Source organism: Nocardioides marmotae, from assembly GCF_013177455.1.
GTDB classification, from domain to species: domain Bacteria; phylum Actinomycetota; class Actinomycetes; order Propionibacteriales; family Nocardioidaceae; genus Nocardioides; species Nocardioides marmotae.
The window spans coordinates 2,261,383-2,277,867 of sequence record NZ_CP053660.1 but is presented as its reverse complement, the minus strand read 5'-3'; the positions used below and the strand labels follow the sequence as shown (position 1 = coordinate 2,277,867).

General features: G+C 70.2%; 15 protein-coding genes, 1 tRNA gene and 1 pseudogene. 6 read left to right on the top strand and 11 right to left on the bottom strand.

Annotation, left to right across the window (positions count from 1 at the left end; translation table 11 throughout):
* Positions 1-342 precede the first annotated feature (342 nt).
* The gene (locus tag HPC71_RS11035) at positions 343-2,262 is read left to right on the top strand and encodes a M20/M25/M40 family metallo-hydrolase (RefSeq protein WP_154614254.1); all 1,920 of its coding nucleotides are present in this window, start codon (positions 343-345) and stop codon (positions 2,260-2,262) included.
* A 79-nt stretch (positions 2,263-2,341) separates the two neighbouring features.
* Here the strand turns inward: HPC71_RS11035 and HPC71_RS11030 are convergent, their stop codons facing one another.
* From HPC71_RS11030 to HPC71_RS11020, 3 genes are all read right to left on the bottom strand, one after another.
* On the bottom strand, positions 2,342-2,497 hold the full coding sequence (locus tag HPC71_RS11030) for a hypothetical protein (RefSeq protein WP_154614255.1): 156 nt from the start codon (positions 2,495-2,497) through the stop codon (positions 2,342-2,344).
* An 86-nt stretch (positions 2,498-2,583) separates the two neighbouring features.
* Positions 2,584-2,657, bottom strand: a tRNA-Gly gene (locus tag HPC71_RS11025).
* Positions 2,658-2,710: 53 nt separating this feature from the next.
* Positions 2,711-3,391 carry a DUF998 domain-containing protein gene (locus tag HPC71_RS11020; protein WP_154614256.1) on the bottom strand — a complete coding sequence of 227 codons (681 nt, stop codon included), beginning with the start codon at positions 3,389-3,391 and terminating at the stop codon, positions 2,711-2,713.
* A 99-nt stretch (positions 3,392-3,490) separates the two neighbouring features.
* Between HPC71_RS11020 and HPC71_RS11015 the strand changes: the two genes are divergently transcribed.
* The 4 genes and pseudogenes from HPC71_RS11015 to HPC71_RS11000 form a co-directional block, all read left to right on the top strand.
* Positions 3,491-3,724 (top strand): superinfection immunity protein, encoded by a 234-nt coding sequence (locus HPC71_RS11015; RefSeq protein WP_171896692.1) that lies wholly within the window; start codon positions 3,491-3,493, stop codon positions 3,722-3,724.
* Between the two features lie 150 nt (positions 3,725-3,874).
* A complete protein-coding gene (locus HPC71_RS11010; protein ID WP_154614257.1) occupies positions 3,875-4,276 on the top strand; it encodes a VOC family protein in 402 nt (133 codons plus the stop codon).
* Between the two features lie 147 nt (positions 4,277-4,423).
* Positions 4,424-5,104 (top strand): DUF2238 domain-containing protein, encoded by a 681-nt coding sequence (locus HPC71_RS11005; RefSeq protein ID WP_154614258.1) that lies wholly within the window; start codon positions 4,424-4,426, stop codon positions 5,102-5,104.
* Between the two features lie 24 nt (positions 5,105-5,128).
* A pseudogene (locus tag HPC71_RS11000) lies at positions 5,129-5,502 on the top strand (DDE-type integrase/transposase/recombinase); the annotation flags it as partial.
* A gap of 35 nt (positions 5,503-5,537) precedes the next feature.
* Here HPC71_RS11000 and HPC71_RS10995 read toward each other — a convergent pair.
* The 3 genes from HPC71_RS10995 to HPC71_RS10990 form a co-directional block, all read right to left on the bottom strand.
* A complete protein-coding gene (locus HPC71_RS10995) occupies positions 5,538-6,497 on the bottom strand; it encodes a YihY/virulence factor BrkB family protein (protein WP_216656393.1) in 960 nt (319 codons plus the stop codon).
* A 223-nt stretch (positions 6,498-6,720) separates the two neighbouring features.
* Positions 6,721-6,963: a hypothetical protein gene (locus tag HPC71_RS20900; RefSeq protein ID WP_216656392.1), complete on the bottom strand. Its 243-nt coding sequence runs from the start codon at positions 6,961-6,963 to the stop codon at positions 6,721-6,723.
* 9 nt (positions 6,964-6,972) lie between these two features.
* Positions 6,973-7,569 (bottom strand): RCC1 domain-containing protein, encoded by a 597-nt coding sequence (locus HPC71_RS10990; RefSeq protein ID WP_216656391.1) that lies wholly within the window; start codon positions 7,567-7,569, stop codon positions 6,973-6,975.
* 254 nt (positions 7,570-7,823) lie between these two features.
* Between HPC71_RS10990 and HPC71_RS10985 the strand changes: the two genes are divergently transcribed.
* On the top strand, positions 7,824-8,528 hold the full coding sequence (locus tag HPC71_RS10985; RefSeq protein WP_154614260.1) for a hypothetical protein: 705 nt from the start codon (positions 7,824-7,826) through the stop codon (positions 8,526-8,528).
* 385 nt (positions 8,529-8,913) lie between these two features.
* Here HPC71_RS10985 and HPC71_RS10980 read toward each other — a convergent pair whose 3' ends face one another.
* From HPC71_RS10980 to HPC71_RS10960, 5 genes are all read right to left on the bottom strand, one after another.
* Positions 8,914-9,741 (bottom strand): GIY-YIG nuclease family protein, encoded by an 828-nt coding sequence (locus HPC71_RS10980; protein WP_154614261.1) that lies wholly within the window; start codon positions 9,739-9,741, stop codon positions 8,914-8,916.
* A gap of 514 nt (positions 9,742-10,255) precedes the next feature.
* On the bottom strand, positions 10,256-10,708 hold the full coding sequence (locus HPC71_RS10975) for a hypothetical protein (protein ID WP_154614262.1): 453 nt from the start codon (positions 10,706-10,708) through the stop codon (positions 10,256-10,258).
* A complete protein-coding gene (locus HPC71_RS10970; RefSeq protein ID WP_154614263.1) occupies positions 10,705-11,907 on the bottom strand; it encodes a hypothetical protein in 1,203 nt (400 codons plus the stop codon). Before HPC71_RS10970 ends, HPC71_RS10975 begins: the two co-directional genes overlap by 4 nt.
* 479 nt (positions 11,908-12,386) lie before the next feature.
* Complete coding sequence (locus HPC71_RS10965) at positions 12,387-15,266, bottom strand: AAA family ATPase (RefSeq protein ID WP_171896691.1); 2,880 nt, start codon at positions 15,264-15,266, stop codon at positions 12,387-12,389.
* Positions 15,263-16,435 carry an exonuclease SbcCD subunit D gene (locus tag HPC71_RS10960; RefSeq protein ID WP_171896690.1) on the bottom strand — a complete coding sequence of 391 codons (1,173 nt, stop codon included), beginning with the start codon at positions 16,433-16,435 and terminating at the stop codon, positions 15,263-15,265. The genes HPC71_RS10965 and HPC71_RS10960 overlap by 4 nt, the downstream gene beginning before the upstream one ends.
* Positions 16,436-16,485: the final 50 nt, after the last annotated feature.

Here is a 16,485-nt window from a genome sequence, read left to right as displayed (position 1 = left end):
GAACGCGAGCCCCACCCCAGCCCGACGAACCCTCTCGGACCAGCTGACACGGGGCGGTGGTGGGCGCTGCAGGACATCGCCGACCTGAGCCTCGTCCTGGGACACGGTGCCGACGCTCCGGACCCGGCTGACCTCGGAGAGCCGGCCCCCGTCACCGAGGCGATGAACCGACATGTCGCGGCCAGCCTCACGCGACGGCGCGCGCTGGCGGCAGGGGCGGCCGGCGTGGCGGCCGGAGTGGTCGGGGCTGGGCCGGCGGGGTCGGCAGCTGCGGCGCCGCAGGCCGCCAAGCCGTGGCGGGGGGACGTCACCACCCTGAACGAGGCGCTCGACACCGGGTACATGCGTCGGGTCACCCAGCGGATCACCCGCTTCGGAGACACCGCGGACGGCTGGCGGCCCGGCGGTTCGCCCGCCAACCTCGAGGCGGCCGACTACATCGAGCGGGAGATGCGCCGCCTCGGCATGCGCAAGGTTGCCCAGCTGCCGGTCCCGATCGACCGGTGGGTCTTCCGCGGCGCCTCGGTCACGGTGGCGGGCGGCGGACCGAGGTTCGAGGCGAGCTCGTGGGGAGGCGTCCCCGGCACGCCCGCCGGCGGGATCACCGCCGAGGTCATCGACGTCGGTGCCGGCCAGGCGGCCGACTACGAGGGGATCGACGCCACCGGCAAGATCGTGCTCGTCGACTGGGCCTTCGGCGACCACTGGGTCAACCGGCACGGTCACCAGGCGACGCTGGAGGGCGCGCTGGCAGTCATCTTCTACACCGGTCGCACCGCGGAGGGGGCCTACTACAACAAGCGCGACGACGGCCTGCTCAGCTTCGACGGCACCTACGACGACGACTGGGTGCCCTTCGTCTTCGTCACCCGCAACGCCGCCAACGACCTCATCGCCCGGATCGCCGCCGGCACCACGCGGGTCCGCCTGAGGTCCGACGTCGAGCTCACCCGCGCAGCCGAGGGAGGGGTGGGCTACAACGTGCTCGGGGCGGTCCCCGGCACCGACCGCGCGGACGAGTTCATCATCTTCACCGGCCACCACGACGCCTGGTTCCGAGGCGCCGCCGACGACGCGACCGCGATCGCCGCGATGCTCGGCACCGTGAAGGCGATCAAGGAGTCAGGCTTCAAGCCCCGGCGGACGCTGCTCTTCCTCGCCAGCACCAACGAGGAGTACGGCTACACCGACGCCTACTACGAGTGGCTGATCGGTGCCTGGTACGCCGTGACGCACCAACGTCCGGACTGGGGACGCAAGGCGATCCTGTCGCTGGACTTCGAGCTGCTCGGCACCGGCGACCCGGGGGAGCGGCTGCTGATCCGCACCCACGGCGAGCTCCTGGCCCAGGCCGTCGAGAAGCTGGAGGCCGACCCCGCGCGGACGCCGTACGGCACGCTCTCGCAGAACGTCATCTGGGCGAACGCCGACCACTTCACGCTGGCTGCCGCGGGAATCCCCAGCATCTACTTCAACACGGTCGGCACCGAGTACCTCACGCACAACTACCACACGAACTTCGACCTCATCGAGAACGTCGACTTCGACTACCTGCGCATGAACGTCGAGGTCGTCAACGACATCTGGGTGGAGCACGACCGGTCGACGCTGCCCATCCTCGACTTCGTGGCGCGGGCCACCGAGGCCGAGGCACGCATCGACTACCACCCCGAGCCCGAGGTCGGCCTCGCCGAGCTCCCCGGCGTGGACCAGCCGCTCGTCAGCGCACTGCAGGAGGCCGTCGCCCGGTTCCGGTCCGCCGCCGAGCGCCTCGACGCCCGCCTGGCCCGGGGCAAGGTCGCCCACCAGCGCGATGTGGGCGACGCCATGATGAGGGCCGAGCGGATGATCCTGCGCAGGCTCGTGGCCCTCGACGTCTTCGACCAGTACGTCTTTCCCCACGAGCAGGTGCAGCGCGACGCCACGCGCCTGCAGCTGGCGCTCGACGCGCTGGAGGCGGGCGACCCCGGACTGGCCAACGAGACCTACGTGCGCCGTACGGGGCTGACGGACGCGGGCCGGCTGTTCGCCTACGAGGCCTACGCATCCGAGCTGGCGCGTCACGACCATGACTTCGACCGGCTGCAGTGGGGCGCTCAGGCGCACCTCGCGCCGTACGTCGACCTGTGGAAGGAGTACCACTCGATCAGCGCGAAGGTGGCGGCCGGGCTGACCGCCCCGACGGCGTACGCCGAGGAGATCGCCTCGATCCGGGCCAAGCTCGCGCACCTCTACCGGGAGCTCAACCGCAGGCTCGCGTAGATGGCCCGCGTCTTCGAGCTGGCCGGTGACGACCTGGCGAGGGCGCGGCGGCGGGCGCAGTAGGCCGGTCGCGGCGCCATCACAGCGCCTGCGACACGCTCGACATGTTGAAGTCCGGCACCCGCAGCGCGGGGGTGGCGGTCCGGCTGAAGTAGTCGTCACCCCACTCCCGGCTGAAGCTGGGAACGGTCGCGCCGGCGTGGCTGAAGCGGCCGAGCGGGAGGTGGACACGCACGCGCGTCGACACGTCCGCGCCGACCACAGCGAGAGGGTACGGCGTCCGCGGTCGCGGGGACGCGAGCCCGAGGCGGCTTCGAAGCATGGAGCGGACGCGAGGATTTGAACCTCGACCCCTTCCCTGGAAGGGAAGCGTGCTGCAACTACACCACGTCCGCGGAGCCGGTCTCTGACGAGGCCGACACGTCGGAAGTATGGACCACCGCCAGGGCTACCCGGGCGCCAGGGTGCGGCTCTCGCCCGTCGCCGGCGCCGGCTCCGTGCGACCATCGGCAGCGAGCCGGGTCCACCCGAAAGCGGCCAGCCCCACCAGCACCGGCCACAGGGCGAGGCGTTCGAGGGCACCCGCTGCGGGGCCGTCGGCGGCGAGCACGAACGACACGGCTGCCGCGCCGGTCACGACCCCCGTCGCCACGAGCGTTCCGGCCAGACGCGGCCGGTCCTTCCGCATCCGCGCACCGAGGAGGATCAGCGCGACCGGTTGTGCCACGAACAGCGGTGTCGCGGCGATCGCATGCAGGGTGGCGTCCTGGTCGAGAGGCGCCAGGCCCGTGGCGACCGAGCTCAGCCCGGAGACCACGAGCAGCCCCGTGACCCACGGCCCCAGGGACCGCGAGAGCAGCACCGCACCGCCGGCCAGCAACGCCCCGAAGCCCATGAAGGAGCCGTTCATGATCTCGTGACGCGGGGAGCAGTACGCCGCCGAGCAACCGACCTCGCCGAGTCGGCTGACCGAGTCGGCCAGGAAGCTGTAGCCGCCCCTCGTGGCCGCCGCGACGACGAGCTCGGTCGCGATGTAGGCCGGTCGCACGAGCAGCGCCAGCGCTCCCCAGCGCGCAGCCCGCCCCGAGCCCGGTGACCCCCACGGCGTACGTCGTCGGGCCAGGCGCATCCGGTCACCGTAGACCGTGCTGGAGACGCAGCTGCGTCCAGTCGAAAAGGCCCGGTACGCAGCCGCGGATCGACTCGGGACACCTCGTAGGCTGGCGGCGTGAGCAACTACCTGACCGACCAACGTGATCGCCCGGTCAGCGCGTTCGTCGCCGTCGTCGTGGCCCTGCTGACCGGCGGCTACATGCTGCCGTGGGCCGTTGCGGCCCTGCGCGGCAAGTCGAACCACTGGACGATCTTCTGGATCAACCTGCTGGGTGGCTGGACGGTGATCCTCTGGATCGTCGCCCTCGTGATGGCCTTCGGCTCCCACAAGCCGATCGTGCGCTACTGACCTCATCCTCGCTCGGCGGGGCGATCGGCCACCGACATCAGCACGTCAGTCGATCGGCGGCTGTGGCGGCGGAGCGACGCACCTCGGAACCACTCGACTCGCGGCACCGCGCGACATTGCCGTGATCGCGGGAGACGTACGCTGGCAATCATGACCGTCCGGGTCAGTAGGGTGCGGCAGCACAGCGTCTGGGCGAGCCTCGTCAGCGATGACGCCCAGGCCCTTCGCGGTTGGCTGCTCCAACTCGGGTTCGCCGAAGACCTTCTGATTCCCGGTGAGCGTGTGGATGCCATTCACCACTGCCAGCTCGACTGGCCCGAGGGTGGGCGGATCCTGCTCTCGAGCACCGGTGAGCGACCCACACCGTGCCGGCCGGGGACCGCCTCGCTGCACGTGGTGACCGCAGATCCAGACGCGGTGTTGGCTCGCGCAACTTCACTGGACGCGAGAGTCGTGCGCGAGATCGTCGACCAGACCGACTATCCGTCGCGCGACTTCACGGTGGCTGACCCCGACGGCAACCATTGGACCTTCGCAACGTTCGCAGGCTAGGCCAACACGGCAGGGGCGTGGCCGACTGTTCGACCGATGCGCGGCTTTGGACGAACGATCTGACCAGTATCGCCACGGACCGCAGATCGGTGCCGATGCAGATCGGCGCCGTGCTGCTCCTCGATGACGACGGCTAGCGTCGGCTGTGTGAGCGAACTCACCGTGATCCCGGCCCGCCCTCCCGTTCGGGGGCTCGTCATTGTCCTCGACGTGGCGGCCAAGGTGATGCTCCTGCTCCTGCTGATGACTGCGCTCCGGTACCCCGAGCTCGGCCACCTCGAGGGCAAGGGCGCCACCGCGCGGGCGGTCGGCTATCCACTGGCGGCGTTCATCATCCCCGCCGCGTGGTTCCTGCGCTGGCGCCGCCGGGTGACGTTCCCGTGGCTCGTGGACGTGATGGTGACCCTCACCTGCTTCACGGACACGCTGGGCAACCGGATGAATCTCTACGACACCGTCCGACGGTTCGACGACCTGATGCACTTCGTCAACACTGGCGTGCTGACCGCGGCGTTCATCCTCTTCACTCTCCCGCCGCGGTCGACGCGTGCACAGGTGCTCGAGCGCTCCCTCGCCTTCGGGGTGACCGCAGCGCTCGCCTGGGAGATCGCCGAGTACTACGCCTTCCTCAGCACCTCCGGCATCGTCGACCGGTACGCCGACACGCTGGGCGACCTCGCGCTCGGTTCGCTCGGCTCGGTGGCCGCTGGGCAGCTCGTGTACTGGGCTTGGCAGCACCACCACCTCCTGACCGCGGGGCCGCAACCCCTGCCGGCCTACCCGGGGGCCAACGCACGTCCACCGGCCAGCGGGCAGCCGGGACTCTGAGCAGGAGCGACCCTGTCGGCCGATCAGAAGGTCCCGGATCTGCTCAAGCGCGACTTCACCACCCAGGCGCCCAACCAGCGCTACGTCGGCGACATCACCTACCTCCCCCTCGCCGACGGCACCAACCTGTACCTGGCCACCGTGATCGACTGCTACTCACGTCGACTCGCCGGCTGGGCGATCGCGGACCACATGCGCACCGAGCTCGTCGAGGATGCCCTCAACGCCGCTGCTGCGACCCGCGGCACCCTGGCGGGCGCGATTTTCACAGCGCCCACGGGTCGGTCTACTGCTCGAAGGCGTACGCCAAGCTCTGCGCCGACCTCGGCGTGACCCAATCGATGGGCGCCGTGGGCTCCTCGGCCGACAACGCGCTCGCGGAGTCGTTCAACACCACGGCGTCCGGCTCGCGGCGGATAGACGCAGGTCGAGCTCAGGGCTCGTTGAGGTGGGACGGCGTGCTGTCGGCGACCACCGCTCTGCGTTGGCCCGGCGGGCGCTCAGGACCGGTGGTTGAGTCGTACCCGGTCTGCCTTTCCGACTCACCGTTGACAGCCGCTCCGAACACGATGAGCAGGATGGTGACCCACAGCCAGAACATGCTGATCGCTACACCGGCGAGCGAGCCGTAGGTGGTCCCATAGGTGCCGAGGTTCTGCACGTACGTGAACAGCGCAGCGGAGGTGGCTGCCCACAGCACGGTGGCACCGATCGCTCCCCACGTCGTCCATCGCCATTGGGGGCTCTTGCGGTCCGGGGCGAACCGGTAGAGGACAGCAAGCATCGTGACCATCACAACTGCCAGCATCGGCCAGGCCGCGATCGCCGCCACCCCGCGTACGTAGCTGGGAGAGTCCTCGATGGTCCGGGAGATCATGCCGGCAACGGCGATCACCGCGCCCAGCAGGAGCGCCCCGCTGAGGACGAACAGCAGGCCGAGGAACGTCCGTCGCAGAAAACTTCTCGTCTCTGTCTCGTGGTAGGCCACGGTCAACGCATCGATGAGAGCCACCATCGCGGTCGTGGCGGTCCAGAGCGCCAGCGCGAGCCCGGCCAGTCCGCGCACCGTCAGCACCTCCGTCGAGGCAGTGGTGATGCTGGTCAGCTGGTCGGTGACGAGCAGTTCGACCTGCGGCGGCAGCACCTCCGCCCCACGAGCGAGCTGACTCATCGCCTGAGCGGGCGTATTGAGGACGCCGTAGACCGAGAGGGCGGTCACCAGCACGGGCGCGACCGACAAGACTGCGAAGAACGCGACCCCGGCGCTGAGGAAGGGAAGACGGGCCTTCACCACATGCTTCGCGGCTCGCCCCAGCAGTTGTCGCCAGCTCCGGACCGACAACTGGGAGGGGGCGAGAGCATCCTCCGTCCCGCCGCCCGTGGGATCGTCCACGCTTTGCGTCACCGGACTCATCATTCGCTCCGGTTGCGTGGGTGTCGATGCCCAGGTGCCACCGCCATGAGTACGGGCGGAGGCGCCGCACTCACGGCGATCGATCTCTCATCGCCTGGCAGACTCAGGCCGACACGCGGGGGAAGGACGCAGCCAGCGTGGACGCATGAGCAGCAGCAGGTGCGGAGACCGTGATGCTCCGATGGACAGCAGTTCGCCAGCGTCAGGCAGGACGCCCGATGGCGGTCCAGTTGCTGACGTTGCTCTGGCCGTACTCGTTGTCGCCGGTAGCGACTACCTGGCCATCGGCTCGCAGCCCCAATGTGTGGTTGGCGCCAGCAGCGACCTCGACGATCTCTCGCCAGGTCGAGACATCGCACTGACCCGCGTCGTTGTTGCCCACGGCCATCGCCCGGCCGGACGAGGTCACGGCCACCGTGTGCTGGCTGCCGGCGGCCACGGCCACGACGTCTGACTACTGATCTACCTCGCAAGCACCTGCCGACTTCGATCCTGCCGCGAGGACGGTTCCGGTCGTGGTGAGCGCGACGGTGTGGACCGAACCCGCCGCGACAGCGACGACGTCACGCCAAGCTTCGAGCCTGCACTGCCCGCGGCGGTCGTTCCCGCTGGCCACGACGGTCCCATCGCTGCGCACGCCCACCGAGTGCCAGTCCCCGCAGGCGAGCGCAACGATCTGACGCCACGAACCGACATCGCATGCGCCTTCGTCGCGACGTCCCGCAGCGACGACGGTGCCGCCCGCCCGCAGCCCGAGCGTCCAGCGCCAGCCTGCGGCGACAGCGGTGATCTCGCACCAATCGGCCACATCGCACTGACCGTTCCCGTTCCAGCCCACCGCGGTCACGGTGCCGCCCGCGAGCAACCCCACGCTGTGCGACCGCCCGGTGTTGGACGCCGCGTGCACGTTCCCAGCCGCCACCGCCACCACCTCTGCCCAATCGAAGGTGCGAGACTCTCCCGCTGCCCCCGCCCCGGCCGAGGCGACGGTCCCATCGATCCGCAGTCCCAGCGAATGGCGCGGCCCCGCAGCAAGGGCGTGGATAGTCACCGCACCAGCATGCTCGGGAGATCGAGCGTTCGTGAGCGCGGCCGTCCGCGCGCCCACGGACCCCCATCGCGTCGACACCCGCAACGGCCGCTGATCAGCACACCCGGGCGTCCGGCTCGCGGCGGAAAGACTCAGGTCGCCCACACCCTGACGGCGGCAGAGTCGGAGTTCGAACTCGAGCGGGACCGCGATTGTGTGGACAGTTCGGACACGCGATTCGAATGAAAGTCGGTGCACCTCCCTAGCCTCTGTGCATGAGCGAGCAAGAGTTTCAAGCCGTTGCCTGGGCGCCACACGCTGACTACGCCGGAGTCGACAGCGGGGAGGCGGACCGCGAAGCCGAGATCGACTGGCTTCGCCGGCGCGACCAGCTCGCCGTCGCGTGGGTGTTACATCGAGCCAAGGCGGACAACACCACCCTTGTCCTGCGGGTCCCCTCCCACGCGCATCACTACAAGGAAGGGCAGGGAGCGATCGCACAGTTCGCGCGCAGCGCACAGATCGTCACCAACCGAGGGGGTGGAGCGAGGGGAGCCACGCTGGTCCCGAACGGCTACGCCAAAGAAGTCGCCGGGGGTATGGACTGCGCCGACGGATCCAGCATCGCGGTTACCGAGCACCCGGCGTTCCCTCTCAAGGGCTGGGCTATGGCGCTAGGGGCGCTGGACCTGCGCACCAAGCGCCCGACCCCCGACGAGCGAACGCCACAACAGCTCGAGATCTTCCAGAGCATGGTCGATCAGCTGTACGGCGGGTGGTCCCATCCGTCCGGGAAGAGCGCAGCCAAGTACTACTTGCCCCAGTTAGCCGATGCCGGTATGTCGCACGCGATCTTTTCCGGTGCGCTACTCGCCGTAGCTCCCGAACGGTGTGACAGGGAAATGATCAAGAAGAACTCGCCGCCCAAATGGATCGCGGAGCTGAGGTCCCGAACAATGCGAAACACCCGAACGCTCTAGCTTGGGTTCATGTCGTGAGCGCAACGCACGACTCGAGTTCTGGGTCCGGGTGCCGGCGTCGCGGTCGGCTGTGGGCAGGAGTCTCGACGGGTCCGACCGGGTCTGGAAGCGGTGGCTTGCGGATTCTGGCGGGGTGAAGCCGAGACTGGTCGAGCCGACGCGGAGACGTCGTCCGCGACAGCCTCTGTGACGCCGACCACGCGCAGTCATTGACCGCACGAATCTGCCCCATTCTTGGCCAACAGCGGTCTTCGGAGACCGCAACGGGGGGCGACTCTCGGGACAGTCCCCATCAGGGCCTGGTCGCGGCGAAAAGACACACTCAGCGCGGCCGATCCGAACCTGCGTTCTACGGTGAGCGGCCAGCGTTTCGCTCACACTCCGGTCAATTCTTGTTGTGTCCGAGCGATCGCGCGTGAAGCACTTCCTTCCAGTACGACTCCCGCTCAAGGACGTGGTCGTCGTCGGTCCGCATTGACCAGTACTCAAGGAGCGCGAACCTCATGTTGGTCCGGTAGTACTCCTCACCCTTCGCGTCGACGACCTCCTTCAGGCCGACGTTGCCGCCGTGCAGCGTTGCCGCGTACGTCGACCAGCGTTGCCAGACGCCAGTGTCGCCGTAGGCGGACCCGACGTAGCGCTGTCCGGTCTCCTTGTCATGGATGACGTAGACGCCTTTCATGCTCTCCAGCGCGATCCGCCAGTCTGCCCGGGCTTGAGCGACGACAGCTTGTAAGTCGGCGAGGCTGTGGTTGATTCGGTCGTGCCCCGGGAAAGGGTCGCCGGCGAACGGCTCTTCAAGGATGGACGAGACGAACATCGTGGGCAGCACCGACTCCATCGTGCGTCGGATGTTCCTGCCGGTCCGCTTGTGGCGGATGTAGAGGCGGCGGATGAACGGACCCATGAGGTCCTCCCGGACCGCCACGGTGTACGAGTGCGCCTGCTGCTCGGGTTTACGGTCCAGGACCTCCCAGATTCCACCGAAGAGCCAGCGCGTCGCGTCGTGCTTGTCCTGGGCGACCGAGAAAATGAACTCACGGTTGAAGTCGTCCTTCACGCTGCGCCACGAGTTCCAGCCCTGCCACTCCTGCTGGTTGGTTGCTAGGACATCAATCGGGTGCTTGATGCCGTTCCAGACGGCGAAGTGGACCTTGAAGGCTGTCGCGTCCAGCCCCGCTGGGAGGAGGGCGGCGAGCGGGATGGCTTCCATGGATCGACCATAGGCGGGCACCTGCCAAGAAGTTGGCGGTGCGCGCCGAGCGGCCGCGCGGACATCGGCTCGAGCGGTCGCGCCGATCAGTCGCCGATCGCGGTGGAAAGACGCACCTCTGGAGCGACCTGATCGCGCGGAGATCTCCCCTCTCGGACGGAGGCGCGCGGAGCGCGGCGGAGAACTCTCCTTGAACCGATCCGAGCATGTGCCACTATCAGGGACCCGGATGCCAGAACCCCGAGGGGGGGCAAGTGGAGATCGCCATGGGCCTCCTTGCCATTATTCTGTTGTCGTTGTCGTGGTTCGGGACGATTATCTACCTTCGCGCGCATCCGCTGTTCCGTAGGCCGCCGTACAAGTAGGGGGTCTTTTGCGCGGTCCAACTTCGGCAGATCCGTGCGGACAGGCGGCGGTTTGAGGCACCTTCGTGGAGCCGCGTGGGCCGATTCGGCCGCACTTGCCCATCCCAAGGCCCGGCGGCCCTTCCGATGAGATCGACCCAAGCTTGCGCTCAGTCACTGACCCGCGGGGACAACTCGTCGGCGAAGTCTGCGGCGCTCATCCACTTCACCTGGTGGCGTTCGCAAGCTTCGCGGACCGCGATGTCGTCGGTGACCACCGTGTAGACCTCACCGACGAGGACCCGGCTGCGCTGCTCGGCACCGTCTAGGGCGCATGCGACGAGAAGCGGGTCAGCCGCACCTTCGCCCGCGTACAAGTCGATGAGTTCAAAGTCGTCAGCCGGCACTTGGTCCATCACGTCCTTCAGGTGCCGGAGCACCGACGAAGTGGCCATGTACTCGAGTGGCGGCAGGTCGTACCTGGTCGCGTACGGGCCGGCTTCATGGATCACCTCGGACGGGAACCGCACCACCATCCGGAGCTCCTTGGATGTCCGCATGGTCCGAGGGACACGGAACAGGGCGTTGTTGTCGAAGAGATAGCGCCGAATGTCGCCGATCATGCTCCCGCCAAGTCACGAACCTCGGAGACGGACAGGTGGTTGAGGCAAACGCTGCGCCGGAACTCGCCAACGTCTATGCGGCCTAGGCCGAGTTGGATAATCATGCGGGAGAAGTACTCATGACCGCAGTATCTCCTGATGGCGTTGATCGGCGTGGCTTGGCCGGCGAGTGATTTCTTCTCGCGTTCGCGCCACGCCCGCGCTAGTTCCTCGAGCCACGCGTCGGCCGTTTCGCGGTCGATGAGACCCAGCTTCCACGCGCGCATCACAAAGGCAGACGGGGTGACCTTGTAAGCGTCGGCGTACGCCCGGGCGGCCGCCAGGTCAGGCACCGACAGTCGTTTGAGCTCGGCTCGGGGCATGAGAACTTCACCGGCGACTTCGTACTCGCGCTTGATGTCGCCGTCACCGGTCTTATCTTCGAACGTGACTGGTGAGAAGGTGCCGTACCCGATGAGGGCGGCAAGGAGGACCATCGTGAAAATCTTCCGCCCCTCAGGCTCGAAGTCGCCTTCGTCGCCAGACGCCAGGAACAGGTACGGGATCTTGTTGTCCTTAACGGTGAGCCCGGAGAACTTGATGCCTTGCGGGACCCGCTGGAGCATGTAGCCGGGCTGGTTGCGCGACACGAATACCTGCTGGGCCTCGAATCGCTCAATGAGGTAAGCGAACGCCCGTTCCTTCTTGCCGTAGGCGTGTAGCTCCGCAAGCGTGAACCCGAGGGCGGCGCGAAGGATGCTGGCGTCCTCCACTACTGAGCGCTTGGTCATGGCGGGCTTACCGAGGCAGCCGACGACCTTGTTCCTCCCTAGTCCGGAGTCGAGTCGCTTTAGGCGCTCTTGCTTGCGGAGCAGGTCCTTGACGATTAGCTCCACGTCAGCCAACTGCACTTCGTGGCGAGAGTTCATCGAGAATGCCTGCTTGGACGTGCCCTTGAGCAGCAGTGCAGTCTTCCGTTTCACCTGGGCGCGGATGTTCTGGACCGGGGCGAAGAACAGGGTCCAGGGGATGTCGGCGGCCCGGGCGTGGTGCACTAGGGCGGCCCAATGAATGTAGCCATCTTCACGGGCGTGGCGGATGTCGGCATATGCCCGGCGGTGGGAGTTGTCGAAGAGCAGGTCGAATCCGGTCCGGGAGATGGGGACGGCTTCGCCGTTCAGTTTCACGAGCAGCTCGTCGCTCGGGTCGGGGTGGGTCATGCCTGCGCCTAGTCAGTGTCGAAGAGTCCACCGATTCCGGCCAACAAGCCCCGATCCCCGGTGCCGCCGTGTACGGCTCGTCTATGTAATCACTGCAGCCGGGCATCTGCAGCAAGTTTCCGAGTGAGTCGCGTGATCCGAGCCGACTGCGCGCGGGTCTGCTGCAGTAGGGGCGCCGGGTGTCGACGAGGAACATCTACGCCGGCACGGACAAGTGTCCCGGCAAGAATCAGATCTCCAGCAAATGTCCTGATCAGAATCAACCATTCGCCGGCCCGCCCCAGTGTCCGGTCTGGACGCTCTGACACTCGCGCTGGAGTACGCAGGCGTCGGCCCAGCGCCGAGGCGCTCGATCTGGTGGTCTCGCGCTCAACACCGGGTATCGAGGTGCGGCCGCCCTCGTGGCAGAGCGAGATGCGTCTTTGTGGGCGGTGTGGGCGCACGGGCAGAGACCTGGCCCCACCAGGTGAGCGCCCGGCTCAGCCGGTGAGCGAGACGGTCGAGCCGTGGCGGGACTTCGCGACGAGCAGCTGGGTGGGGATGCGGTCGCGCATCTCGGCGACGTGGCTGACGACGCCGACGACGCGGCCGCCGTCGCGGAGGGAGTCGAGGGTGTCCATGACGTCGTCGAGGGTGTCGGCGTCGAGGGAGCCGAAGCCCTCGTCGACGAAGAGGGTATCCAGCGCGGCGCCGCCGACCTCGTTGGTGATGACGTCGGCCAGGCCGAGCGCGAGGGCCAGGGAGACCACGAACGTCTCGCCGCCGGACAGGGTGGCGGGGTCGCGGGCCTCGCCGGACCAGTCGTCGCGGACCTGCAGCGACAGGCCGCCGCGGGTCTCACCGGCGCCGCGGCGTCCGGTGTGCTCCAGGGAGTAGCGGCTGTCGCTCATCCGGGCCAGGCGCTCGTTCGCGGCGGCGACGACCTGGGAGAGGCGGTAGGCCAGGACGTACGCCGAGAGCCGCATCTGCAGCCGGTTGTCGGCCGACTTGCCCTCGACGAACGCGCACAGGCGGGTGGCCAGCTCCAGCTCGGCGCGCAGCGGCGCCCAGTCGTCCAGGGCCTCGGCCAGCGAGGCGCGGAGCGAGGCGAGCCGGCCGGCGCGGGTGGTCCACCGGTCCTCGGTGGCGCGGGCGTCGTGCAGGGCGGCCAGGGCGGCGCGGTGCGCGGCGACCAGGGCGTCGACGTCCGGCGGCGCGGTGGCGGCGAGCTCCTCCGAACCGGGTGCGCGCAGCACCTCGGTGACGGCGGCGAGCCGCTGCTCGTGGCGGGCGAGGCGCAGCTCGAGCCGGGTGCAGGCGGCGGCGTCGCGCAGCGCGGCGGAAGCGTCGGCGGCCGTGGCGAACCCGGCCGCGGCGACCGCCTCGGCCAGCGCCGCCTCGGTCTCGGTGAGGACCCGCTCGGCCTCGGCGAGCCGGTCCAGCGCCTCCAGGGCCGCGCGGCACTCCCGCTCGGCCGTGCGGTGGCGGCGCAGCAGGCGGCCGAGGTCGGCGGTGGCGTCGCCGGTGGTGTACTCCGCGGCGTCGGCCAGCGCCTCCTCGAGCTCGTCGGCGAGGTGCTCGGTCTCGTCCGCGAGCGAGCGGGAGGTGGCCTCCACCGAGGCGTACTCGGCCACCAGCTCCTCGACGGCGCGGGAGGCGGTCGCGGCGTCCGGTGCGGGCCGGCCACCGGCCGAGGCGAGCAGCCGCTCCAGGGAACGGGCCAGCTCGGCGCGCTCGGCCTCGAGGGCCGCGGTGTCGCCCGGGCCGGCGGCGTCCACGGCGTGCTCGAGGCGGATGACGAGATCGCGGACCTTCCCGTCCTGCAGGTGCTCCAGGGTCGCGGCGTCGTCAACGGCGCGCTGGGCGGCCTTCTCGGCGTGCTCGTCGGGGGCGTCGGGCCCGGCGACGGCCTTGGCCGGGTGGTCGTCGGAGCCGCACACGGGGCAGCAGGCGCCGACCGCCAGGGCGCCCGCGAGCTCGGCGGCCATGCTGTCCAGCCGCGCGCGGCGTACGTCGACGGCGTGCTCCCGCGCGGCCAACGTGACCTCGCGCGACTCGTGCCAGGCCTCCCGGGCGGCGGCCAGGTCGCTCCGAAGGCGGGCCACGGTCGCGTGGGCGGCGATCCGCTCGGCGACCGTGTCGAGGGCGGCCTGCACCTCGACCGCCTCGCACCGGGCGCGGGCGGCCGAGGTGAGCCGCTCCAGCTCGGCGGAGCGGGTGGCGAGCCGCCCGGCCTCGGCGCGCAGCGTGGCCAGCCGGGTCGCCCGCGGGCGCAGCGCCTCGACCCGGGCGGCCGCGCCGACGGCGGTGTCGAGCTCGGTGACCAGCGCGTCGCGGTCGTCGTGGGTGACCGCGCGGGCGGCGGTGTCGCGGGCCGAGCGGGCCTGGTCGACCAGGCGGAGCACCGGGGCGACGCCCGCGGCGCGCCGGGCCGCCTCGAGGACCGCGCGGTCCTGCTCGACGGCGTCGGCCTCGGCCAGCAGCCGGCGGTGCTCCTCGGCGGCGGCGTCGAGCCGGGCGCGTCGCTCGGCCAGTGCGCGGCCGGCCTCGAGGGCGTGCCGGGCGTCGGCCTCGACCGAGCCGGCGGCGGTGGCCTCGGTGGCGGCGGTGGCCGCGGACGAGGAGGCGGCGTCGGTGAGCTCGCCGGCCCAGGAGAGCAGCGAGCCGTCTCCGGCGGGCTCGGTGAGGTCGCGGACGTCCCACGGCGGGGGAGCGCCGACGACCTCGCTGACCCGGCTGGCGAGGTCCGCGACGCCCTGGTGCGCGGACTCCGAGCGGCGACGCAGGTCCAGCCGGCGGTCGCGCAGCCACCGCTCGACGTCGGCGAACCGTCCGGTGCGGAAGAGCCGCTGGAGCAGCTCGTGGCGCTCCTCGGACTTGGCGCGCAGGAACGCCTGGAACCGGCCCTGGGGGAGCATGGCGACCTGGGTGAACTGCGCGAGGTTCATCCCGAGCAGCTCGGAGACCAGGTGTCCGGTCTCGTCGAGCCGCGAGGACAGCGGGACCCACGCGCCGTCGACCAGCTCCGAGAGCGTGACCGAGGCCTGCTGGGTGGTGGTGCCGGTGCCGCGCTTCTTCGGGCGATCCCAGGCAGGCGAGCGGACGATGCGGAAGCGGCGGCCGCCGAGGGTGGCCTCCAGCTCGACCTGCGGGGCGACGCCGGGGGCCGCGCCGTCGCAGCGCAGCCGCTTGGCGCTGGACCGGTCGCCCGGGACGTCGCCGTACAGCGCGAAGCACACGGCGTCGAGCACGCTGGTCTTGCCGGCGCCGGTCGGCCCCGACAGCAGGAACAGGCCCGCGGCCGAGAGCCGGTCGAAGTCGATGTGGACCGTGTCGGCGAACGGACCGAACGCGGTCGCCTCGAGGGAGTGCAGCCTCACCGGGCCACCGCCTCGCCGAGGACGGCGCGGTCGAGGTCGGTGTCGTCGCAGCAGGCGTCGATGGCGGCGTCGAGCAGCGCACGCTCCTCGGCCGTGGGCGGCGCGCCGCGCAGGTCGCGGACGAACTCGTGGGCGATGTCGTGGTCGGTGCGGCCCGCGGTGCGCGCGGCGGGCGCGACGCCGAGCCCCGGGGGCGGGGTCGCGAAGCCGAGGACCAGCGCGTGCGGGAAGCGGCGGCGCAACCGGTCCATCGCCTGGAGCGGCCGCACCTCGTCGGTGAGGGTGGCCTGGACCCACGAGCCCTCGTGGCGGGCGTGGCGCGGGTCCTCGAGCAGCTCGGCGAGCGTGCCGGTGAGCCGGGCGAGCGGGCGGGGGACCGGCGCGTCGACGTACTCCGCGGTGATCGCGCCGTCGGCGGCGAGGTCGACGAGCCAGGAGCCCTTGTGGTGGTCGGCCTCGGAGAAGGAGTAGGCCAGCGGGGAGCCGCTGTAGCGGACCCGGTCGGTGAGGGTGTGCCGGCCGTGGAGGTGCCCGAGGGCGACGTAGTCGATGCCGTCGAAGAGCGTGGTCGGCACGATCGAGACGCCGCCGACGGAGATGTCGCGCTCGGAGTCGCTGGGCTGGGCGCCGGCGACGAAGGCGTGGGCGAGGACGACCGAGCGGACCCCGGGCCGGTTCGCGAGGTCGGCGCGGACCCGGGCCATCGCCTCGGTCAGCGCCGCCTCGTGGGAGCGGCGGGGGAGGTCCCAGGGGGCGGCGACGGCGTGCGGGTCGAGGTAGGGCAGCGCGTGGACCGCGACCGGGCCGTGCTCGTCCTCGAGCAGCACCGGCGTGCCGACCCCGGCGGGGTCGGTGCGGATGAAGACGCCGGCGGCGTCGATGAGCCGGGAGCTGAAGCCGAGCCGCTGGGCGCTGTCGTGGTTGCCGCTGGAGACGACGACCCGGGCGCGGGAGGCGGCGAGCCGGACGAGCACGTCGTCGGCGAGCCGGACGGCGTCGACGTGGGGCAGCGCGCGGTCGTAGACGTCGCCCGCGACGACCACCAGGTCGACCCGCTCGGAGGCGACGACCTCGAGCAGGTGGTCGGCGAACGCGGCCTGGTGGGTGAGCATCCCCTCGCGGTGGAAGGACCGGCCCAGGTGCCAGTCGGAGGTGTGGAGGATGCGCACACGAGGACCGTAGGAGGCGGCGCCGACAGTCCCTCGGACCCACGCCGGGG